The 21,142-nt window shown below is 71.4% G+C and carries 14 protein-coding genes; 6 read left to right on the top strand and 8 right to left on the bottom strand.

From position 1 onward, the window contains the following. The first annotated feature begins 15 nt into the window (after positions 1-15). Positions 16-1,845 (top strand): DUF4012 domain-containing protein, encoded by a 1,830-nt coding sequence (locus ACFXJ5_RS19480; protein WP_384632058.1) that lies wholly within the window; start codon positions 16-18, stop codon positions 1,843-1,845. An 18-nt stretch (positions 1,846-1,863) separates the two neighbouring features. Here the strand turns inward: ACFXJ5_RS19480 and ACFXJ5_RS19475 are convergent, their stop codons facing one another. From ACFXJ5_RS19475 to ACFXJ5_RS19440, 8 genes are all read right to left on the bottom strand, one after another. Then, positions 1,864-2,460, bottom strand: a complete 597-nt coding sequence (locus ACFXJ5_RS19475; protein ID WP_384632055.1) for an arsenate reductase/protein-tyrosine-phosphatase family protein — start codon at positions 2,458-2,460, stop codon at positions 1,864-1,866. A gap of 99 nt (positions 2,461-2,559) precedes the next feature. Next, positions 2,560-6,207 (bottom strand): glycoside hydrolase family 3 C-terminal domain-containing protein, encoded by a 3,648-nt coding sequence (locus tag ACFXJ5_RS19470; protein WP_384632052.1) that lies wholly within the window; start codon positions 6,205-6,207, stop codon positions 2,560-2,562. A 42-nt stretch (positions 6,208-6,249) separates the two neighbouring features. Then, positions 6,250-8,442 (bottom strand): ROK family protein, encoded by a 2,193-nt coding sequence (locus ACFXJ5_RS19465; RefSeq protein ID WP_384632050.1) that lies wholly within the window; start codon positions 8,440-8,442, stop codon positions 6,250-6,252. Next, on the bottom strand, positions 8,435-11,518 hold the full coding sequence (locus ACFXJ5_RS19460; protein WP_384632047.1) for an alpha-mannosidase: 3,084 nt from the start codon (positions 11,516-11,518) through the stop codon (positions 8,435-8,437). The genes ACFXJ5_RS19465 and ACFXJ5_RS19460 overlap by 8 nt, the downstream gene beginning before the upstream one ends. 232 nt (positions 11,519-11,750) lie before the next feature. Continuing rightward, on the bottom strand, positions 11,751-12,803 hold the full coding sequence (locus ACFXJ5_RS19455) for a Gfo/Idh/MocA family protein (protein ID WP_384632045.1): 1,053 nt from the start codon (positions 12,801-12,803) through the stop codon (positions 11,751-11,753). Positions 12,804-12,811: 8 nt separating this feature from the next. Further along, on the bottom strand, positions 12,812-13,483 hold the full coding sequence (locus ACFXJ5_RS19450; RefSeq protein ID WP_384632043.1) for a ThuA domain-containing protein: 672 nt from the start codon (positions 13,481-13,483) through the stop codon (positions 12,812-12,814). Then, positions 13,480-14,760: an enolase C-terminal domain-like protein gene (locus tag ACFXJ5_RS19445; protein WP_384632040.1), complete on the bottom strand. Its 1,281-nt coding sequence runs from the start codon at positions 14,758-14,760 to the stop codon at positions 13,480-13,482. The genes ACFXJ5_RS19450 and ACFXJ5_RS19445 overlap by 4 nt, the downstream gene beginning before the upstream one ends. 163 nt (positions 14,761-14,923) lie before the next feature. Next, positions 14,924-15,706 carry an IclR family transcriptional regulator gene (locus ACFXJ5_RS19440; RefSeq protein WP_384632037.1) on the bottom strand — a complete coding sequence of 261 codons (783 nt, stop codon included), beginning with the start codon at positions 15,704-15,706 and terminating at the stop codon, positions 14,924-14,926. Positions 15,707-15,929: 223 nt separating this feature from the next. On the opposite strand from ACFXJ5_RS19440, the gene ACFXJ5_RS19435 reads away from it, so the two are divergent. Genes ACFXJ5_RS19435 through ACFXJ5_RS19415 form a run of 5 tightly spaced genes read left to right on the top strand, consistent with a single transcriptional unit; the run spans position 15,930 to position 21,136 of the window. Beyond that, positions 15,930-17,267, top strand: a complete 1,338-nt coding sequence (locus ACFXJ5_RS19435) for an ABC transporter substrate-binding protein (RefSeq protein ID WP_384632034.1) — start codon at positions 15,930-15,932, stop codon at positions 17,265-17,267. After that, entirely contained in the window at positions 17,264-18,271 is a 1,008-nt protein-coding gene (locus ACFXJ5_RS19430) for a carbohydrate ABC transporter permease (protein ID WP_384632031.1), read from the top strand. The genes ACFXJ5_RS19435 and ACFXJ5_RS19430 overlap by 4 nt, the downstream gene beginning before the upstream one ends. Further along, positions 18,268-19,170 carry a carbohydrate ABC transporter permease gene (locus tag ACFXJ5_RS19425; protein ID WP_384632028.1) on the top strand — a complete coding sequence of 301 codons (903 nt, stop codon included), beginning with the start codon at positions 18,268-18,270 and terminating at the stop codon, positions 19,168-19,170. Before ACFXJ5_RS19430 ends, ACFXJ5_RS19425 begins: the two co-directional genes overlap by 4 nt. After that, positions 19,170-20,027: an NAD-dependent epimerase/dehydratase family protein gene (locus tag ACFXJ5_RS19420; RefSeq protein WP_384632026.1), complete on the top strand. Its 858-nt coding sequence runs from the start codon at positions 19,170-19,172 to the stop codon at positions 20,025-20,027. The genes ACFXJ5_RS19425 and ACFXJ5_RS19420 overlap by 1 nt, the downstream gene beginning before the upstream one ends. Further along, complete coding sequence (locus ACFXJ5_RS19415) at positions 20,027-21,136, top strand: glycoside hydrolase family 99 protein (RefSeq protein WP_384632023.1); 1,110 nt, start codon at positions 20,027-20,029, stop codon at positions 21,134-21,136. Before ACFXJ5_RS19420 ends, ACFXJ5_RS19415 begins: the two co-directional genes overlap by 1 nt. Positions 21,137-21,142 lie beyond the last annotated feature (6 nt).

Here is a 21,142-nt window from a genome sequence, read left to right as displayed (position 1 = left end):
GAGTACACCACGGTGATGGGCCGCAGCCGCAGATTCCGCGACCAGGCCGACAGCGACGGCCGGGTCCGGCGACGTCTTCGTCGCCGGACCCGGCCGCTGCTGTGGGGCGCTGTGGGCCTGGTGCTCGCCGGAGCCGCATGGATCGTCGTCACCGGCGTGCTGGCCCGTAACGAACTGCTGGCCGCGCAGCGCAGCCTGGCCGCGTTGCAGGACCTCAAGGCGACGGGCGCGCCGACGGCCGGGGCGCCGGGCCTCGGCTCCCTGGCGCCCGAAGTACGCTCCGCCGCCGCCCACGCCGCCCACGCCCACCGCTACACCACCGGCCCGGCCTGGTATCTGGCTGCTCAGGTCCCGGTCCTGGGCGACCCTGTGCGTACCGTGCGGGGGGCGGCTTGGGCCACCCATCGCGTCACGGCGGAGGTTCTGCCCCCGCTGGTACGCATCATGGCCGGCCTCACCGCCGAGGCCCGGGGGGCCGGCAGCCCCATCGACCTCGCCGCGCTGCGGCGCGCGGCTCCCGACCTGGAACGCGCCGCGCACGTGGCGTCCGACACGCGAAAGCGGTCGGCCGGGCTACCACGCGCCACCTGGCTGCCGGCCGCGGACCGGGCCCGTACGCAGCTCAACAGTCAGCTCGACCGGCTCGCGTCGGCCACGGCCGGCGCTGCCGCGGTGGCACCTGTGCTCCCCGCCATGATGGGAGCGGAGGGCGAACGACGCTATCTGGTGATCTTCCAGAACACGGCCGAGGCCCGGGGTACCGGAGGGCTGCCCGGCGCGTTCGCCGTCCTGACTGCCTCCCAGGGGAAGCTGGGTTTCGAGGACTTCGGCAATGACACGGTCATGGCCGACGCCCGCGCCACCGTGGACTTCGGCAAGGAGTACGCCGCCGAGTACGCACCCAACGCGCCCACCACCACCTGGGTCAATGCCAACCTCAGTCCGCACTTCCCCTACGCCGCGCAGATCTGGGCGAACGCCTGGTTTCGGCACAGCGGTGAGACGATCGACGGGGTCATCGCCCTCGACCCGAGCGCGATGGCAGGGCTGCTCGCGGTCACCGGTCCGGCACGGCTGACCGACGGCACCACGGTGTCGGCCGGAAACGTGGTGGATCTGACCGAACGCGCCAGCTACGCCGCTTTCGCGGACACCAAGGAGCGCAAGGGTTTCTTCCTCGACGTAGCCAGTGCCACGGCCTCGAAGCTACTCCCCGCCGCCGACAGCCGGCAGGTACTTGCCTTGCTGTCAGCTCTGCGCAAAGAGCTGAACGACGGGCGGGTCACCATGTGGAGCGCTCATCCGGCCGAGCAACGGGAACTCCAGCGGCAGCACTTCGCGGGCGCCCTGCCGGACGGCCCGGCACCGTTCGCAGGACTGGTCGTCAACAACGCGGCCGGGTCGAAACTCGACTACTACCTCGACCGGAAGCTGGACTGGGAGCCGCGGCAGTGCAGCCGGTACGGGCGGTACATCACCGTGACGGCGACGCTCACCAACCGGGCCCCGTCTTCCGGGCTCCCCACGTACGTCACCCAGAGGGTGGACATGCCGCCGTACGCCACCAGGCCGGGGGACAACCGGCTGTTGGTCTCCTACTTCGCGAGCACCGGAGCGGTCCTGACCAGGGCTACGTTGGACGGCCGGACCGCGCTGCTCAGCACCGGCACGGAGCGTGGGCATCCCGTGTTCACCCTGGACATGGAACTGCCCGCGCAGTCGGCCCGCACGCTCAAGCTGTACCTGGTTGAGCCTCCCGCCACGCGGGCGCCGGTCGTGCTGCGCCAGCCGCTGGTGCGGCCTTTGCAGTCCACCGTGCGGTCGTACCCCAGCTGCAGCGGTTGACGGCCGCTGGTACCCCTGTCAGCCCACTACGGCCTTGGCAATCCGATCGACCGACTCCGCAATCCGCCTCGCGCAGGCCCGCGCCACCTGCTCGGGTGCGCCGTACGGGTCGGCGACGTCGTCGTCCTCACCGCGGCCCTGCGACCCCCTGCGGGCCCCGGCTCCGCGGACCAGCTCGGCAGCCCGATCCGCGGGCCCGGCCACCCCGTCGGCGTCCTCGGCCCGCAGCAGCCTGGCGAACTCACGCAACGTGAACGCCCGCCTCAACGCCCAGGCGGGTGACAGCCGCACCGCCGCATCGCGGTGCTCCGTCGCGGCGCCCAGCACGAGGTCGGCGTCTTCCACCAGCTCCGCCGTCAGCCGGCGAGCGACGCCACCGCGTGGGTCGCCGCCCAGCTCGGCAAGGAGGGCCACGGCCACCGGGTCCAGGGGGGTGCCCGCTCTGGCGGCTGTGCCGGCGCTGCTCACCCGGAACGTCTCCCGGAACGAGCCCAAGCGGGCCGTCAGCAGGCGCTCGGCCAACGGCGACCGGTGCAGATTGCCTGTGCAGACCATGAGCACCCGGAAAGGCAACCGCCGGTGTCGGCGGGTCGAGGGGGCAGAGACGTCTGACATGGCATCAGTATCGTGGTGAAGGCCGCGTCCGCCCGCCCGCCCCGCCGGGCCATCGGGGGGCCGGCCGCGCTCGGCGGCCGGCCCCCTGGCGTGGCGGGGTCAGCCGCCGACGGCTGCGGAGAAGATGTGCATGGCCAGTTGGCCGTTGGTTGCGGTCTGGCTGACGTTGGGCAGCGTGATCGCCTGGACGGTCTTGCCGGGGAGGAGATCGACGGTGGCGCCGTAGATGTGGACCTTCTGGCTCTGCGGGCCGCCGCTGTTGTTGAGGTAGGGGGTGGTGGCGGCGATGTCGCTGCCCTGTGAGGGGCCGCCGCTCCACCAGTCGGCGAAGGCGAGGGCGTAGGTCTGGGTGGTGCCGTCGGTGTAGACGATGATGCCGCTGCCGGACGAGGAGCCGAAGTCGCTGGTTCCGAGGAAGCCGAGCTTCGTTCCGGTGCCGGTCAGTTCGACGGCCTGGCCGCCCGCGATGACGTTGTCCGGATTGCCGGTGCCCGCGGTTTCGGGCCAGGGGAAGGACACGCCGTCGTGGTCGGTGGACCGGCCGGCGGTGTAGCCCTCGGCGGCGAGCGCCTGGGCGGAGAAGCTCGCGCCGCCGCCGTCGAGGTTGCCGGTGCCGGGCGTGCTGTCGTCGCTGACGCCGGAGTTGTTGAAGGCGGCGGCGAAAGAGGAGTACGGAACGGTGACCGGTGCCTGGGCGCTGTGGTCACCGCCGGGCGTGGTGACGGTGGCGTCCAGGGTGAAGGACGCCGGATCGGTGCCCGCGGGAATGTCCACGGCCCAGGTCGTGGTGACGGCCTGGCCCGCGCCGACCGTGGCGAAGGTGGCCGGGGTGGTGGCGGTCGCGGTCCACCCGGCGGAGGCAGCGAGGGCGATCGTCACGTTGCTGACCGGCGAGGCGCTGCCGTTGGTGTACGTGGTGGTCGCGGTCAGTGTGCTGCCGGCCTTCGCGATCGGCAGGGCCTTCAGGGTCAGGGTGTTGTGGACCACGATGGCGGTGGAGCCGGTCACCCCGCCGACGGTCGCCGAGAGGGTGGCGACGCCGTCGGCGACCGCGTGCACGGTGCCGTCGCTGCTGACCGTGGCCACCGCCGGGTTGCTGCTGCGGTAGGTCACGTGGGTGTGCTTCAGATCCACGAAGGACTGGTCGTTGTTGACCGCCTCGACGACGCCGTCCGCGGTGATGGTCGTGTCGCGCTGCTCCATGGCCGGATCGGTGTCGTCCTTGATCCACTTGTTCTTCGCGGTGAGGCTGAAGGTGTCGCCGGCGTTGTGGACGACGTTCTCGGGCTGCACGGTGACGTACTGGACCTTGGGCGTGAGCCGGCCGGCGATACGTACGGTCGCGGTGCCTGCGACATGCGCGGAGTCGGCGGCGACCTGGAACTGGTAGGGGCCGTTCCAGACGGTCTGCCGGGAGTGCTTGGCGTCCCAGGAGGACAGGTCGGCGGCCTTGACGGTGATGGTGATGTGCTGGGTCGCGCCGGGCTGGAGCACCTGGGTTTTGGCGAAGCCGGCCAGCCGCTTCTTGGGCAGTTCGACGCCGGGGACGGTGAACGGAGTTGCCGCGTAGAGCTGCGCGACGGTGGCGCCCGCGACGGATCCGGTGTTCTTCACGTCGAAGCTCACCTTGACGGTGCCGTCGGGCGTGATCGAGGAGCGGTCGGCGGTGACGTTGGAGTAGGCGAAGCTGCTGTAGCCGATGCCGTATCCGAAGGGGTAGGTCGGGGTGCCGGTGAAGTACTGGTACGTACGGCCGAGGCCGTCGGTGGCGCCCGGGGTCAGGCCGTAGTTCTGCTTGTCGGGGAGCTGTGAATCGTCCTTGTACCAGGTGAAGTTGAGGTGCCCGGAGGGGTCCTGCTCGCCGAACAGCACGTTGGCGAGTGCGGTGCCCTGGGCCTGGCCGTTGTAGCCGCTGAAGACGATGGAGCTGACCTTGGACTGCTCGTCGTCGATCTTGACCGGGCCGTCGGACTGGATGACCAGGGCGAGCTTGTCGTTGCCGAGGGCCGCGGTCTGGTCGATCAGCGAGTGGTAGTTGCCGGGCATGTCGAGGTTGTCGCGGTCGTTGCCCTCGTCGCCGTTGGCCTTGGTGGTGCCGATGAACAGCACGACCAGGTCGGCGCTTTGGATGTCGGCCTTGGTCTGGTCGCTGAGCACCGCGTCCGTGGTGGCGGTGGAGGAGGTGCCGGCCGCGTCGAAGACCACGTCGGTGTCGGGGTTGGCGGCCTTCACGGCGTCGGTGATGCCCTGGACGGGGCTGGTGGTGTGGGTGGGTTCGCCGCTGTAGAGGCCGAGGGAGGTGGTGTTGGCCAGGTCGCCGAGGATGACGACCTTCTTGGTCTTGGCCGGGTCGGCGGGCAGCAGCGGGGCGGTGGCCGCCTTGGGCGTGCCGTTCTGCAGCAGCACCAGCGAGTTGTCGGCGACCTTGGTGGCCAGCGCCTGGTGGGCCGGGCTCTCGACCTGGTCCTTGGTGATGGTCGTGTACGACACCTTGCTCGCCGGATCGAACTCGCCGGTGGCCATGCGGATGGTGAACACCCTCACCAGCGCGGTGTCGATGACGCCCTCGCTCAGCGCGCCGGCCTTGATGGCCTCCCCGATGTTGGCCGTCGTCGCCTCGTCACCGGTGCAGTTGAGATTGGTACCGGCCCGCAGCGCGTACGCCTGGCCGCCCGCCTGCCCGGACATCGTGGTGCCGGTCGCGGTCTCGGTCCAGGTCGGACTGGCCTGGTGGTCGGTGGTCCAGCCGGGCGGCGCCCAGTCGTGGCCGCCGGGGAACTGCCGCCAGTTGGTGCCGACGGCCCCGCAGTCGGAGGTGACGTAGCCGCCGAACCCGTAGGTCCGCTGGGCGAGTTCGTTGGTGGTGTACGTGTCGGACACCGACGGGGTGCCGTTGATGGCGTTGTACGAGGTCATCAGGCCCGCGACGTGGGCGTCCTCGATGAGGCTGCGGAACTGGGCGGTGTAGTAGTCGCGCAGGTCCGTGTCGGTGGTGTCGGAGCTGATGCCGGTGCGGTTGTCCTCGACGTTGTTCAGCGCGTAGTGCTTGGCGGTGGCCGCGACCTTCAGGTAGCCGGTCTGCGAGGTGCCGTCGGGGTTGTTGCCCTGGTATCCGTCGACGAACTGCCCGGCCATCTGGCCGACCAGGTACGGGTCCTCACCGAACGCCTCGTCGGTACGGCCCCAGCGCGGGTCGCGGTCGAGGTTGACGGTGGGCGCCCAGTAGGTGAGCGAACCGTAGTTGTCGGCGGACGAGCCGAGGTTGTTCTGGCCGGTGCCGAAGAGCGACTTGTCGAGGAAGCCGCGCACCTCGTCGGAGATCGCGGTGCTCTCCTGGTACATCAGGTCCTTGTCCCAGGACATGGACGAGGCGAAGTTGGTCGGGAAGCTGGTGGCGTGCACACCGCCCTGGACCCCGCCGTTGTTCTGGTCGGCGCCGAGCTGGTTGACGCCGTGCTGGCCCTCGCTCCAGTACGTGTACTGCTGGACGCCGAGCCGGGGAATGGCCGGGCCGCTGTTGGTGCTCAGCTGCTGCACCTTCTCCTGCAGGGTCATCCGGGAGACCAGGTCCGCGGCTCGTTCCTGGAAGGAGTAGTGGGTGTCAAGGTAGACCGGGGTACTGCCGGAAGTCGCACGCGGCGCCTGGGCGAGCGCCGTACCGCTGCCGTACGCGGTGCTCAGCGTCACCGCGCATGCCATCGCGCAGAGCGCGGCGAGTCCCGTTCGCCAACGCCTTCGCTTGTCCATCCTGCCTCCGTCGTCATCGGGTGGGGGTGGGTCAGGGGTGGGTCATGCGCGGTCGCGGCCGCGCAGCCTGGGGGTGAAGGTGGCGTGGAAGATGGTGGAGGCGGCGCCCACGGCGGCGGCCTCCGCGCTCAGCACGGACCGCTCCACCTCCACATGGCGCAGCCGGCGGGCGGTCGGGAAGTCGTTGACCACCCGGCCGATCTCTTCCAGGTAGAAGGCGGCCACGTCGTCCGTGAAGAAGGGTCCGCCGAGCACGATCAGGTCGATGTCCAGCAGGTCGACCAGGCCGAGCGCGCCGCGCCCGATCGCTCCGGCGACGTCCCGCAGAGCCGCGACCGCCGCCGGGTCACCGGCCGCCGCCGCCCGGCCCACCGCGCGGTAGGCGGCCGTACTGCCGTGGGCGGCCTCGCTGCCCCGTACGCCGCGGCGGGCGGCGAACTCCGGTACGGACACGGGCGGGTTGCACTCCGGCACCATCTCGGGGCGGCCGTCGGGTCCGGTGCGGCCGAGGGCTATCGCGCAGAGCTGGCCGAACTCCCCGGCGTTGGCGCTCACCCCGCGGTAGAGGTCGCCGTTGAGGTACAGGCCCGAGCCGACACCCGTACCCAGGTAGAGGTACGCGAAGTCGCGCGCCCTGCGGTCGCGGCCGATCCACCGCTCCCCCGCCGCGGCGGCCAGCGAGTCCTTCTCGATGATCACCAGGCACGGGAAGTGGTCCTTGAGCAGGTACAGCAGCGGCAGGTCGTTCCACGCCGTCAGCAGCGGCGGGCCGAGCACCGTGCCGGAGGCGATGTCCACCGGGCCGGGCACTGCGACGCCGATCCCGAGGAAGCCGTCCTCCCGCACCGAGCCGCGGGCCTTCTCCAGCGCCTCCCGGCCCAGCGCCACCACCTGCGCCACGAACTCCCCGGGGTCGATGTCGGCGCTCACCGGCCGCGTACACGTGCACACGATCGCGCCGTCCAGGTCGATCACGACGGCGGTCAGCACTTCGGGGTCGATGTGCAGGCCGAGTGCGTGCGCCGCGGTCCCGCACAGCCGCACCGGCGTCCTGGGCTTGCCCGAGGTGGCCCTGCGCTGGGCGTCCTCCACCAGGATGCCCCGGTCCAGCAGCGACCGGGCGATCCGTGAGACGGACTGCTGGGTGAGGCCGGTGCGGTGGGCGATCTCGCCGCGGGTGATCGTGCCGGACAGCCGTACGGACTCGATGACCACGCATTCGTTGAACGACCCGAGGTCGATCTGGTTGACCCCGCTGGAGGTGGGGGGTGAGGGCTCCTGGGGTGTTCTCAGGTGCCCGGCGACGCTTTCCCGAAGCCAGCGGACGTGGGTGCCGTCGCGTTCCAGGGCGGCGATCAGATCGAGGTGGACCCGGCGGGACGACTCGGGGTGGCTGGTGCTGTCGAGGGCGATCATGGCGCGGAAGAAGCCGAGCGCCGTCGCGTTGGCGGGCGGAAGGTGACGGGTGACGCCGGCGGTGAGCGGTTCACCGCCGGGGCCGGTACGAGCCCCCGCATCGGGCGGCGGCTCTGCCGTGTCCCACAGGGTGATCGCGTGGAGCGCGATGTCCGGATGGCGGGTGGCGGCTTCGTCGAGGTACCCGGCCAGGTCGTCGTCGTACGTGTCGACGGACGGCGGGCCGGCCGGGCGCAAGGTGTCGAGGGCGCGGGTCAGGGCGGCCAGCACCTCCGCGCCGATCACCGTGGCGACGGCGGCGGAGGGCGGGGCGGTGGTGCGGGTGCCGGTCAGCAGGACGGCGCGGCGCGGGTCGGCGTACAGGCCCATCACCCAGACGTCGGCGCCGGGCAGCGGCGGCCGGGCGGGCACCTGGGGGGCCGGGGTGCCGTCCGTGCTGAGCCGCCAGCGGCGCCGGATGGCGGCCACCGTGGCGTGGGACAGGCCGAGTTCGCGGGCGATGGCCCGGCTGGCCCCGCTGCCGCCGGGCGCGAGAAGCGCGCGGGTGACCACCTCCGCCTCGTCGACGGTGGCCGGCCGCCCGGTCCGCGGCCGCTGTTGGATCCCGGCCAGCCCGGCGCTCTGCCAGCGGTGCCGCCAGGTCCCGACGGTCTGCCGCGACACCCCGAGCCGCCGTGAGATCTCCGCGTCCCGGAACCCTTCGGCGGCCAGCAGCACCACCCGCGCCCGCGTGGCGAGCACCCCGCCTCCGGCTGCCCAACCCCGCACCACGGCAAGCTCGTCGGCGGCTCCTGGGCCCCCGGCGCTCGCCTCAGCCACGGCCGTCCCCGCTCCCCCGCACCAGCCGCAGGGTCAGCACCTGGAAGGGGCGCAGCGTCAGCACGGTGCGGCCCTCCACCTGGGGATGGTCGGCGAGGCGCTCTTCCAGAAGGTCGGTCTCGCGCACGGCGGTCACGGGGAAGCCGGCGGTCACGGTGCAGCGCGCGCGGCCGCCCCGCGACTCGTAGAGCCGGACCACCACGTCGCCGCTGCGGTCGTCCGCGAGCTTCACCGTCTCCACGAGGACGTCGGGGTGGTCCACGCTGATCAGCGGCGGGCTCGGCGGGGCGGCGGGCCCCGGCCGCAGCGGCAGGTTGAGCGCATAGCCCTCGGAGATCGCGTCGTCCGTCCCGGCACCGGGGCGCAGGGTGTGGCGGAAGCGGTGGAGGCCGCGGTCGGCGTGCGGGTCGGGGCTGTGCGGGGCGCGCAGCAGGGTGGTGCGCAGCACCGTGGTGGTGCCGCCCCCGGTCCTGGTGTGGCGGGTGACGTCGTAGCCGTAGCAGGAGTCGGTGGCCAGGGCGACGCCCCAGCCGTGTTCGGCGACGTGGATCCAGCGGTGCGCGAAGGCCTCACTGCGGGCGGCGTCCCGGTCGGTGTTGTCGTGGGTGGGCCGGACGACATGCCCGAACTGCACTTCCGCGCGGCTGTGTTCGGCGTGCACGTCGAGCGGCCATGCGGCCTTCAGTACGGTGTCCTGCTCGCGCCAGTCGACCTCCGTGTCGACGGTGAGGGCCCGCCCGCCTGCGGTCAGGCTCAGCTCCTGCACGACGGTTGACCGTCCCGTGCCGCGTACCACCCGGATCGAGGCGAGCAGCGGGCCACGCTCCCGTATCGTCACGCTCTGCGCGGTCCGCAGATCGCGGCGGTCGCGCGGATCGAGGTGCAGGGCGCTCAACCCGGCGGGTTCGTCCCGGTGGAGCTGCAGCAGATTCCCGGCCTCGCCGGGGGCGATGGCCTCTCGGCCCGAGGCGAGGTCGAGCAGGGAACGCACCAGGCCGGCGCCGTCCACCCGGATCCGCAACAGACCGTTGTCCAGGACGAGTTCGGGGCCGTCGGCGGACAGCGACACCGGTGTGGTGTCGCCGAGCGGGAGGCCCGCCGCCCCCGTCCCGAGGGCGGGTGCCTCGGCCAGTACGGCCACCCGCCCGTCGGAGAGCACCTGGCCTTCCCGGCTCGGGCTCTCCGGCCCGAGCACGACGACCTCCCGCCGGGCCCGCGGCCCGGAGTTGAGGACGGTCGCCCCCTCGGGATCGCCGGCCGCCCGGCGGATCAGCCGTTCGAGCCGCCGGCGTACCTCGCGATGCGTCTGCTCGGCCTCCTCGTGCACCCAGGCGATGGACGTTCCCGGCAGGATGTCGTGGCACTGCTGGAGCAGCACCTTCTTCCAGAGCCTGTCCAACTCCTGGTAGGGGTACGGGACACCGTGCCGTACGGCGGCCGTCGCGGACCACAGCTCGGCTTCGTGCAGAAACGATTCACTGGCCCGGTTGCCCCGCTTGGTGCGGGCCTGGCTGGTGTACGACCCGGAATGTGCGGCAAGGTCCAACTCGCCGCGCCAGACCGGCGCGTGGGCGTACTCCTGCTCGGCCTCGCGGAAGAAGCGCGCCGGGGAGCGCAGAGCGACCCGCGGGGAGCCCTCCAGGTCGGCGGTCCTACGGGCACGTTCCAGCATCGACCGGTCGGGGCCGCCGTCGGCGCGGCCGAAGGGCAGCAAGGAGCGGGTCGCGACTCCCTTGTCGGCGAACTCGGCCACGGCGGAGGCGAGTTCACCACCCGTCAGGGACGACCCCAGCGGGGCTCCTGGCGCGAGGTGGGTGAAGAGCGTGGTGCCGTCGATGCCCTCCCAGCGGAAGGTGTGGTGAGCCGGTGCGGAACCGCCCTCCGGCCGCCGGGTGAGGAACCACCGGGCCCCGGCGAGCACGGCGAGCTGGGGGAAGGCGGCGGAGGCCCCCGAAGCGTCGGGCAGCCACACCCCGTCGCCGTCCGCCCCGAGCTCGTCGCGGAAGAACCGGCGGCCCAGGACGAACTGGCGGACCAGCGCCTCCCCGCCGGGCAGTTCGGCGTCGGCCTCCACCCACATGCCGCCCACCGGCGCCCAGTTGCCGTCCGCTACCGCTTTGCGTATCCGCTCGAAGACATGGGGATGGTGCTCCTTCATCCACGCGTAGTGCTGCGCGGAAGAGGCGGCGACGACGAGTTCGGGATACTCCTCGACGAGCGCGGCCATGGTGCTGAAGGTGCGGGCGCATTTGCGTACGGTCTCGCGAACCGGCCACAGCCAGGCGGAGTCGATGTGGGCGTGACCGACGGCGGCGAGGGTGTGCGCGGAGTCGTGTGCGCGCCGGGCGAGGACGGGAGCGAGCACCTCGCGGGCGCGGGCGGCGGTACGGGCGACGGCCCGGGGGTCGACGGCGTCGGCCGCGCGCTCCAGCGCGACCCGGATCTCGTGTCTGCGGGGCGTGTCCATGGGCAGCGCCCGCATCAGGGCGTCCAGGGTCTCCGCATCGTGGATGAGCTGCCACACCTCCTCGTCCCGTACGGCAAGATCGGCACGGCGCAGCCTGTACAGCGGTACGTCGCCCGCGGTGACGGGGTCGCCGTAGCGGGTGCCGGCGCCGCTGCCGCCCTCGATGTACGGGTTGGCGGCGGCCTCCACCAGCAGCCGTACCGGCTCGCCGCCGGTGGCGGAGGCGGCGACCAGCACCGCGCCGAGGTGCGGATGCAGGCCCTGGAGCGGGATGCCGTGCTCGTCGTGCACCAGCCCTTCGGCGCGGCCCTCCGATCCGGAACCACCGGAGCCGAGGTCGAAGAGCGCCTCGACCCGGCGGCCCGCCCAGCGCTCGGGGACGGTCGCCTCGGTGCTGAACCAGGTGGTGGCCCATGGCTTGCCCCAGGGCTCGCCCACCGCGAACGGGGTGTAGTCGGCGCGCAGCGCCACCTCCGCGGGGACCGGCTCGCCCTGGAGGTGCCAGGCGCCGACGTCCATGGGGATCCGCTGCGGATAGAGCGCGGGACGCAGCCGATCGGCGAGGAATGCGGCTATGCGTTCTTCGCCGGAGACAATCCGGTCATGCATGGGCAGCCCTTCCTGTCCAGCCAGTAACAGCCATGTAAAACCATGTGTGTTATCAAGTCAACGGCTCGTGCGAATTCCTCCTTATCGCAGGTCCTGACCTGCTGAAACATCAACGTCAGGCTAATTCGAAGCCACAATCGGGCCGTCCTGTAAGGTAATTCGCCTGACATTCGGAACGGCGAAAGGCGGCGGGAGGACTCTCGCCTCTTCCCGCCGCCGTGAATTCGCGCTGTTACCGCAGTACGGGGGCCGGCCGCTCGCAGCTCGTCGTCACCGGAAGGGACGTCCCGGCGTGTGCCGCGTCCAGCAGGGTGAGCATCACATCCAGTACGTGTTCGGCGAGTTCGGCCGACGCCAGGTGCGGACGGCCGGCCGCGAGGGCCTCCGCGAGGTCGGCGAGGCCGGTGCCGCGCCCGGCCCCGGGGTAGCCGGCGGATACCGGAAGGGCTTCCCAGCCGCCGCCGGCCGCATGCAGTTCCACCTGGCCCTCGAAGCCGTTGGGGTCGGGTACCGACAGCGAGCCGGCGGTCCCGTGCACCTCGATGCGGGGCAGCCGGGCGGCGTGAATGTCGAAGCTCATGAGCAGCGTGGACAGTGCGCCGCCGGCGTGTTCCAGCACCCCGGTCACATGGGTGTCGACCTCCACGGGGAAGCGCTGCCCGGCCCGTGGTCCGCTGCCGATCTCCCGCTCGGCGCGGGGGGTGGAGGCGGCGCCGGTGACCTTGACGACCGGGCCCAGCAGGTGGACCAGTGCCGAGAGGTAGTAGGGGCCCATGTCGAGCAGCGGCCCGCCGCCGGGGCGGTAGTAGAACTCCGGGTCGGGGTGCCAGGCCTCGTGGCCGGGGGTGGTCATGAAGGCGGTCGCGGCCACCGGGGTGCCGATCAGCCCGTCGTCCACGGCCTTGCGGGCGGTCTGGGTGCCGGTGCCGAGCACGGTGTCGGGCGCGCTGCCGACGCGTACTCCCGCGTCCCGCGCGGCGGCCAGGACGGCGGCGGCCTCCTCGCGGGTGGCGGCGAGCGGCTTCTCGCCGTAGACGTGCTTGCCGGCGGCGACCGCGGCGAGCGCGACCTCGGCGTGGGCGGCGGGGATGGTCAGGTTGAGTACCGCGTCCACGTCGTCACGGACCACCAACTCGGCGACGCTGCCCGCCACTTCGGCCCCGGCCCGTTCCGCCGCCTCCTTGGCGCGGCCCGGGTCGAGGTCGGTGACGGCGGTGAGGCGTAGCCCCGGCAGGCGGTCCAGGGTGTCCAGGTAGGCGCCGCTGATCTTGCCTGCGCCGACCATTCCGATCCTCAGCGGCTGGCCCACAACAGTCCCCTCTCGGTGAGCGTCCGTACCTCGGGTACATCGAAGTCGTCGGGCTTGTGGCCGATCGCGGAGACGAAGACCCGCCCCTGTCCGCGGGTCCTGGTCCACACGGTGGGCATCACCACCGGGTGGTCGCGGTCCTCGCCCGCGGGGAAGCCGGTGGCGAAGGTGGTGGTGGCGAGTACGTCGATGTCCGGGTCGGTCATGACCCAGTACTGCTCGGTGTGGACGGTGAAGTCGGCGAGCCCGGCGGTCACCGGGTGACCGGCCCGGTCGGGCACCAGGTTGACGGTGTACTCGACGAAGCCGTGCGGGTGCATCAGGAACTGCCCGCCGGTGAGGATCTGGTAGTCCACGTCGCCGCGGAAGGAGTCGATGATCCCGCCGTGCCAGCCGGCGAAACCCGTGCCGGCCCGTACGGCGGCGGTCAGGCCCCGGGTCTGCTCGGCGCTGATCTCGTCCTGGGTCCAGCACTGGACGATCAGGTCGGTGGCGGCGAGCAGTTCGGCGTCGGTGTAGACGTCGAGGGTCTCGGAGGTCTCGACGGTGAAGCCGTGGTCCTTGAGGAAGGGCAGGAAGGTGTCCGTGATCGCCACCGGCGAGTGGCCCTCCCAGCCGCCGCGGACGACGAGGGCCCGTCGTAGGGGATCGGTCATGGGCGTTGCACGCTCCCATCGGTGTTGCGCAGCAGGGCCCAGCGGTCGTGGGCCAGGGGTTCGGGTACGGGGTGGCGGCGGGCGGCGGCCTCGTCGAAGTCGACGCCGTGGCCGGGGGTTTCGGGCGGGACGAGTCCGCCGTTCAGGGCGGTGATCGTGCCGGGGTAGACCTCGTGGACGGGGTCCTTGAAGACCGCGGCCTCCTGGACTCCGAAGGCGTGGCTGGAGATGTCCAGGGCCAGGGTGGCGGCCTGCGCGATCGGGCTGACGTCGGCGGGGCCGTGCGGGGCGAGCCGTACGCCGCGCAGTTCGCACAGCGCGGCGATCTTCCGGGCCGGGGTGAGGCCGCCGAGGGTGGGGATCCGCAGCCGGGCGAAGTCGATGTCGGGGCCGAGCAGCAGCGCGGTGAACTGGGCAGGGTCGTGGAAGAGTTCGCCGACGGCGAGCGGGACCGGCGAGGCGTCGTGCAGCCGCTTGAAGTGCCCGGCGTCCTCGGGCGCGAGCAGGTCCTCCACGAAGTACAGCCCGGCGTCCTCGATCCGCCGCAGGAAGTCCCTGGCCTGGCGCGGGTCGAGCCGTTCGTGCACGTCGTGCAGCAACTCAACGTCGTCGCCGACCAGTTCCCGGACCCGGGTGAGCACCCCGGGCACGTACCGCAGATAGCCGGCGCCGTCCCAGGGCGCGCGCCGGGCACGTATCGCCGCCGGATCGACGCCGTTGGCGGTGCCGTAGGTGTCGGCGCCGGGGACCGCGGCCTGGATGCGGACGTGCCGGTAGCCGCGGTCGCGGGCGGCCCGCACCTTGTCGGCGATCTCTGCCGCGTCGCGGCCGTCGACGTGGGTGTAGGCCTCCGCGTAGGCGCGGACCCGGCCGCCGAACAGGGAGTACAGCGGCGCCCCGAGGCGTTTGGCCTTGAGGTCCCACAGGGCGACGTCGATGCCGCCGAGGGCGTTGCCGGTGATCGAACCGCCCCGCCAGTAGGCGCTGTTGAGCAGCAGACGGTGGAGGTCGTCGATGTCGTCGGGGTCGCGGCCGACCAGCAGGGGGGCGACGTACTCGTCGAGGACCGAGCGGACGGCCAGGGTGCGCTGCGGGTCGCTGGCGCAGCCGAGGCCGTAGAGCCCCGGTTCGCTGGTCTCGACGCGCACGATGAGGTGCGGACAGCCATGCGGGGCGGTCAGGAAGGTACGGACGGCCGTGATGCGGATCTTGGCGCCGCGCTCATCGACCCAGGGTGCGGGGGCGAGCGGCGCCGGGCGGGCATCATGCAGTGTCATGCGGAACCCCCACGTACGGGTGGCACATGCCGGAGCACATATCGAGGCGTACAGGTAGCGGAATGACGTACTGATCCACGAACGTAAAGAGGCCTCGCCGGGTTTGTCAATCACTTTGACAAACCCAGAGGCGCGGATCAACTCCCCCCAGCCGTAGGCGCCCTCAGTGCTGCCCGAGCCGTTTGAGCAGGGTGCTCAGCGAGTGCGCGGCCTCGGTCACCGCCTGCGCGACCTCCTCCAGGCGGGCGTCGTCCATCCGGCTCGCCGGCGCGGAACAGCTGATGGCGTCGTCGCCCTGGCCGCCGCCGAGCGGCACCGCGACACAACGGATGTCGACCGAGTTCTCGCCGTCGTCGACCGCCCAGCCGCGCAGCCGGGCCTCGGCGAGCTGGGCGAGGAAGGCGTCCGGATCGGTGACGGTGTTGGGGGTGAGCCGCTCCAGCGGCCAGTCGAGCCGGCGCTGCACCTCGGCCGGATCGTACTGCGAGAGCACCGCCTTGCCGAGTCCCGTGGCATGCGCGGGCAGCCTGCGGCCGACCGCGGAGTACATCCGCAGTGCATGCCGCGACTCGCGTTTGGCCAGGTAGACGACGTGGGTGCCGTCGAGCCTGCCCAAGTGGACGGCCTCGCCGGTCTCTTCGGCCAGCGCGTCGAGCACCGGTCCCGCCAGGCTCGTCACGTCGTCGCCCTCCAGGAAGGCCGTGCCGGTGAGCAGGGCCTTGAGGCCGAGGCTGTACCGGGTGCCCGAGGGGTCGAGATCCACCCATCTGCGGGCCTCCATGGTCCGCAGGATGGCGTGCAGGCTGCTCTTCGGCACAGCCATCGCCGCGGCCATCTCCGCGAGCGACAGCCGGGCGCCGTCGGCACCGAGCAGCTCGAGCACCTCCAGGACCCGAGCCGCCGACTTGACCTCCTCGGGCTTGCGCCCGCGCGCCGCTTCCGCCACCGATTCCACTGATCCTCCGCTCCCGTGCCGACATCTGACGGCCCGCAATGTGCCCACTCTCATCGCAACGCGCGTCTTGACGCTATATCAAACGCGACCCTAAGTTCAGGTACTCCAACGTCATTCGGTCTTCTGAACGATCGAACAGTAGGTAGGGGCCATGCGTATACCTTTCACAGGATTTCGCCCGAGTACCTCGAAAACCAGACTCACCGCAGCCGCGGTGGCGACCGTCCTCTCGCTGACGCCGCTGGCCGCGTGTGGCGGCTCGTCCAGCTCGAGTGACAGCAACTCGCTCCAGATGTGGACCTTCAAGCAGTCTCACGTGGCCGGACTGCGCAACGCCGCCGCCGAGTTCAAGAAGCAGACCGGCATCACCGTCAAGATCGAGGCGTACGGTCCCGACGACGCGTACACCACCAAGGTGCAGGCGGCGGCCAAGACCCACGATCTGCCCGACGTGCTGGAGACCCACTCCGACGGCGAGGACCTCGTGCTGGGCGCGACCGGCATCGCCAAGGACATCTCGGCGGACGTCGGCAGCGACTGGAGCGGCCTGTACCAGAAGGGCGTTCAGATCTCCGGCACCGTCACCGACGCGAAGTACACCGAGTCGCTGCCCGCCGACTCCAAGACCCACGGCGTGCAGAAGGGCCAGCGGTTCAGCGTGCCCTTCACCTCGGGCACCTTCGGCATCGTGATGGCGAACAAGAAGATGCTCGCCGCCGCCGGGATCACCAAACCCCCCGCCACCTGGGAGGAGTTCCTCGCCGACCTGAAGGCCACCACCGCCAAGGACCCCAAGAACGGCGGCATGAGCCTGGGCCTGAAGGTCAAGGCGACCGGCCTGACCTGGGTACTCCAGCCGCTGGCGTTCGCCGAGTTGGGCAAGACGAAGTACCAGGCGCTGTTCGGCAAGGACGCCTCGCAGAACTTCGCCTCCCCCGACGGCGCCAAGGTGCTCGGCCAGTACGCCCAGCTCCAGCGGTACTGGATGCCCGGCACGCAGACGCTCGACATCGACACCGCCGACCAGGCGTTCGCCCAGGGCAAGTCCGCCTGGGACATCGGCGGCACCTTCACGCTGGCGTTCCTCAAGCAGAACGGGATGAACCCCGACGACGTGATGGCCTTCGGCCTGCCCGCCCCCAAGAACGGCGCGGTCCCGCAGCGCGCGCTCGGCCCGCTGGCGCTCACCGGTCTGACGGTCACTTCCACCAGCCGGCACCCCGACAACGCCGAGAAGTGGATGAAGTTCCTGGCCGGCCAGAAGGTCGCCTCGAAGTTCGCCAAGGACGCCACCGACGTGCCCGCCACCGAACTGGGCGCCGACACCGCCTCGGTGATGGGCCCGACGATCGCCGACATGCTCAAGGCCTTCGTCGGCACGCCGGACACCACCTACGACCCGAGCGACAACACCTTCCGGCCGCCCACCTACGACCAGGACTCGATGGGTGAGGTGCTGGCCGATCTGACGCCGCTGAACCAGAAGAGCGTGGCCCAGACCGCCACCGGGATGGCCAAGCTTAACAACTCCTTCTGGGCGACGTCGAAGTGACCACGGCGCCCCGTCCCACCCTCACGGAGACGACCGCGGCCGGCCGGGACCCGGCACCCCGGCCGGCCGGTACGGGCGCGCTCGGCCGCCGGACCCGCACCCCGCGGCGCCGCGGCTACGAGGCGGTCTCCGGTTATCTGTTCGTCGCCCCCGCCGTGGTGCTCTTCGCGGTCATGGGCCTGTACACCGTCGGCTACGGCTTCGCGCTGAGCTTCGCCCGCTGGAACGGTTTCGCACCCCACTGGGACTGGGTCGGCCTGCAGAACTACAAGGACCTGCTGTGGGCCAACCCCGCCTACGCGCCACGCGTCCGGCACGCGGCCACCCAGACCTTCTACGTGATGGTCGCCGTGCCGCTGCTGACGGTCCTGGTCTCCTTCCCGCTGGCGGTGCTGCTCAACTCGGCCAGGCGGATGCAGACCCTGCTGCGCTCGGTGTACTTCGTGCCGTACGTCACCAGCGGCATCGCGGTGTTCTTCGCGTGGCAGTACATCCTCCAGCCGGACGGTGCGGTCAACACCCTGCTCAGCAGCGTCGGCCTGGGGTCTCTGTCCCAGCCGCAGGGCTGGCTCGGCAATCCGAACACCGCGCTGCCCACGATGATCGTGGTGTCGGTGTGGGGCGCGGTGCCGGTCGCGATGCTGCTGTACCTGACCGGGCTGCAGACCATCGACCGCAGTGTTCTGGAGGCCGTGCAGCTGGACGGTGCCGGCTGGTGGCGGACGAACGCCTCGGTGGTGTGGCCGCTGGTCAGACCGATCACCGCGATCGTCGTCCTGCTCAACCTGCGGGACTCCCTCCAGGGCTTCCAGACCTTCCTGGTGATGACCAACGGCGGCCCCGGCGACCACACCAACGTCCTGGGTCTCGAGGCCTACCGGCTGGCGTTCCTGAAGGACCTCGCGCCGACCCTCGGCCTCGCGAGCGCGCTGGGCTGGCTGCTGTTCGCCGCCGCGCTGGTGCTTGCCCTGATCAACCTGCGAGTCCTGCGGAGCAGAACATGACAACGATTCCCTTCCGTTCGGACCTCGGTCCGGACCTCCGTCCGGGTCCGCGTCAGGGCCGCCCGGGTGCCGTGCGCGCCCGCCGGGTCAGCGCCCGGCTGCTCGTCGGATTCCTGCTGACGCTCTACGGCCTGATCAGCGTCTACCCCTTCCTTTGGATGATCTCCGCGGCGTTCAAGAACCAGGTCGAGGTCGTCCGCGGCGGGCATCTCATCCCGCACGACCCGACGTTCCAGACCCTGGCGAACACCTGGAGTCAGCTGCACTTCTTCCGGTACTTCATGAACAGCGTCGAAGTCTCGGCACTGACCGTGGTGCTGACGCTGGTGGTGTACGCGGCCGCCGGCTACGCCTTCGCGGTGCTGGACTTCCCCGGCCGCGGCGCGCTCCAGAAGCTCTTCGTAGCGCTGCTGTTCGTGCCCGGCATCACCGTGATGCTGCCGATCGTGCTGCTGGAGAACACGATGGGCATCCTCGGCACGCACATGGGGCTGGTCCTGCCCTTCGTCAACGGCGGCGCGCCGCTGTCGGTGCTGCTGATGACCGGCGCGTTCACGGCCGTGCCCAAGGAACTGCGGGAGTCGGCGCGGGTGGACGGCGCCAACGAGTTCCATGTCTTCACCCGGATCTATCTCCCGCTGACCAAACCCGCCCTGATCACGGTGGCGCTGCTCACCGCGATCCCGACCTGGAACGAGTACCTGCTGACCCGGGTCTCGCTCAACAACGAGAGCACGTACACCCTCCCGCTCGGCCTGCAGACGCTCTCCTCGGAGAACGTGCCGCACTACAACAACCTGATGGCCGGCGCGCTGATCGTCGTGGTGCCGGTGGTCCTGCTCTTCCTCTGCCTCCAGCGCTACTTCGTCAACGGCCTGGTCGGGGCGGTGAAGGGCTGATGCGGGTCCTGGTCACGGGGGCGGCCGGGCACATCGGCGGCCACGTCACCGAAGAACTGCTGGCGGCCGGCCACGACCTCGTCCTCACCGACCTGCTGCCGGTGGACGAACCCCGCGCGGTCCGCGTCCACACCGGCGACCTCCAGGACCCGGAACTGGTCCGCAAGGCGATGGACGGCGTCGAGGCGGTGGTGCACCTCGCGGCGATCCCGCACCCCAACGTGGCCGACCCGAGCGCGCTTTTCGCCCACAACTGCCATACCGCGCACCGGGTGTTCGAGGAGGCGGGCCGGGCCGGAGTACGCCGGGTGGCGGCCGCCTCCAGCATGGCCGCCGTGGGCCTGGCCTGGTCGCCGGTGCCCGTCTCGCCGCGTTACGTACCGCTGGACGAGAGCCACCCGAGCCTGGTCCGTGACCCGTACGGACTGTCCAAGCAGGTGATGGAGGAGGTGGCCCGTACCGCACACCGCCGCTTCGGGCTGGACGTGGTGTGCCTGCGGTTCCCCTTCACCGGCACCGGGGAGCGGCTGGCCCACTTCCTGGCGACCTGCGCGGACGACCCCGCCGCCCAGCGGCACGACCTGTGGGGCTGGCTGCACACCCGGGACGCCGCCACCGCGATCCGGCTGGCCCTGGAGTCGCAGGTCCAGGGCTGCCACGTCGTCAACGTCACCGCCCCCGACACCACCTCGACCGTGCCGTCCGCCGAACTGATGGCCCGGCACCACCCGGGTGTGCCGCTGCGCTCCGAAGTGCGCGGACACGCCACGCTGTTCGACTCCGCCGCTTGCACCGGTCTTCTGGGGTTCACCCCACGGCGCACCTGGCGTACCACCGAAACCGAAGGAGAGAGCTGATGCCCCGCACATCCCGCACATCGCCTTCCCGCCGCACCTTCCTCGCAGGCACCGCTGCCGCCGGCGCGGCAGCGCTGGTGGGCGCCGCCGCCCCCGCCGCAGGCGCCGCCCCCGCCGCCTCCCCCGGCCGGGTCTCCCGGCACACCCACATCTTCTACTACCCCTGGTACGGCAACCCCGACTTCTACGGCCAGTGGCGGCACTGGCCGCAGGGCTCGCTCACCCCGCCGGACGACATCAGCGCCAACTACTACCCGGTACTCGGCCCGTACGACTCCGGAGACCTGCACGGCGCCGTAGCGCAGCACATGCGCTGGCTGCGGCAGGCGGGCACCGGCGTGCTGGTCAGCAGCTGGTGGGGGCAGGGCAGTTACGAGGACCAGCAGGCCGAGGTCGTGCTGGAGGCGGCCGCGAAGCAGGGCATCCAGGTCGCCTGGCACATCGAGCCCTACGGCGGCCGGGACGCCGACTCGGTCGTCGCCGACATCCGCTACCTCACCCAGAAGTACGGCGACCACCCCGCCTTCCACCGCGACCCCGAGCGTGGGAACCGTACCGCGTACTACGTCTTCAACAGCCTGCTCACCGTCGACTGGTCGGCGCTGCACCAGGTGGACGACCAGGCCATCGTCATGGCCCAGACCTGGGACCTCAGCCGGATCGGCGACTTCGGCGGCGTCTACACGTACGACGCGATAGCCACCGCGAACAAGCCGGACTGGACGGGAGTCGCCGCCTTCTGCGCGGACCGCGGCATGGTGTGGGCGCCGTCGCTCGGCCCCGGCTACATCGACGACCGTGCGGTGCCCGGCAACACCACCCCGACCCTGGACCGCGCCGACGGCAGCACCTACGACCAGGAGTGGGCGTACGCGCTCGACAGCGGCAACGGCGACGCGCCGCCCGACTGGGTGAGCATCACCTCCTTCAACGAGTGGCACGAGGGCACCATGATCGAGCCGGCCACCGCCCGCACCCCCGGCACCCTGGAGTACCTGAACTTCGAGGGCGCGTACGGCCGCACCGGCAGACGCGCCGAGACCGCGTATCTCGACCGCACGGCCCAGTGGGCGGCCCGCTTCGAGGCGGCCCTCGCCGCGCACCGCTGACCGCGC

This window comes from Streptomyces sp. NPDC059373 (genome assembly GCF_042751495.1).
Classification (GTDB): domain Bacteria; phylum Actinomycetota; class Actinomycetes; order Streptomycetales; family Streptomycetaceae; genus Actinacidiphila.
Note: the sequence above shows the minus strand (reverse complement) of the source record. Positions and strands in the feature narration are given on the sequence as shown.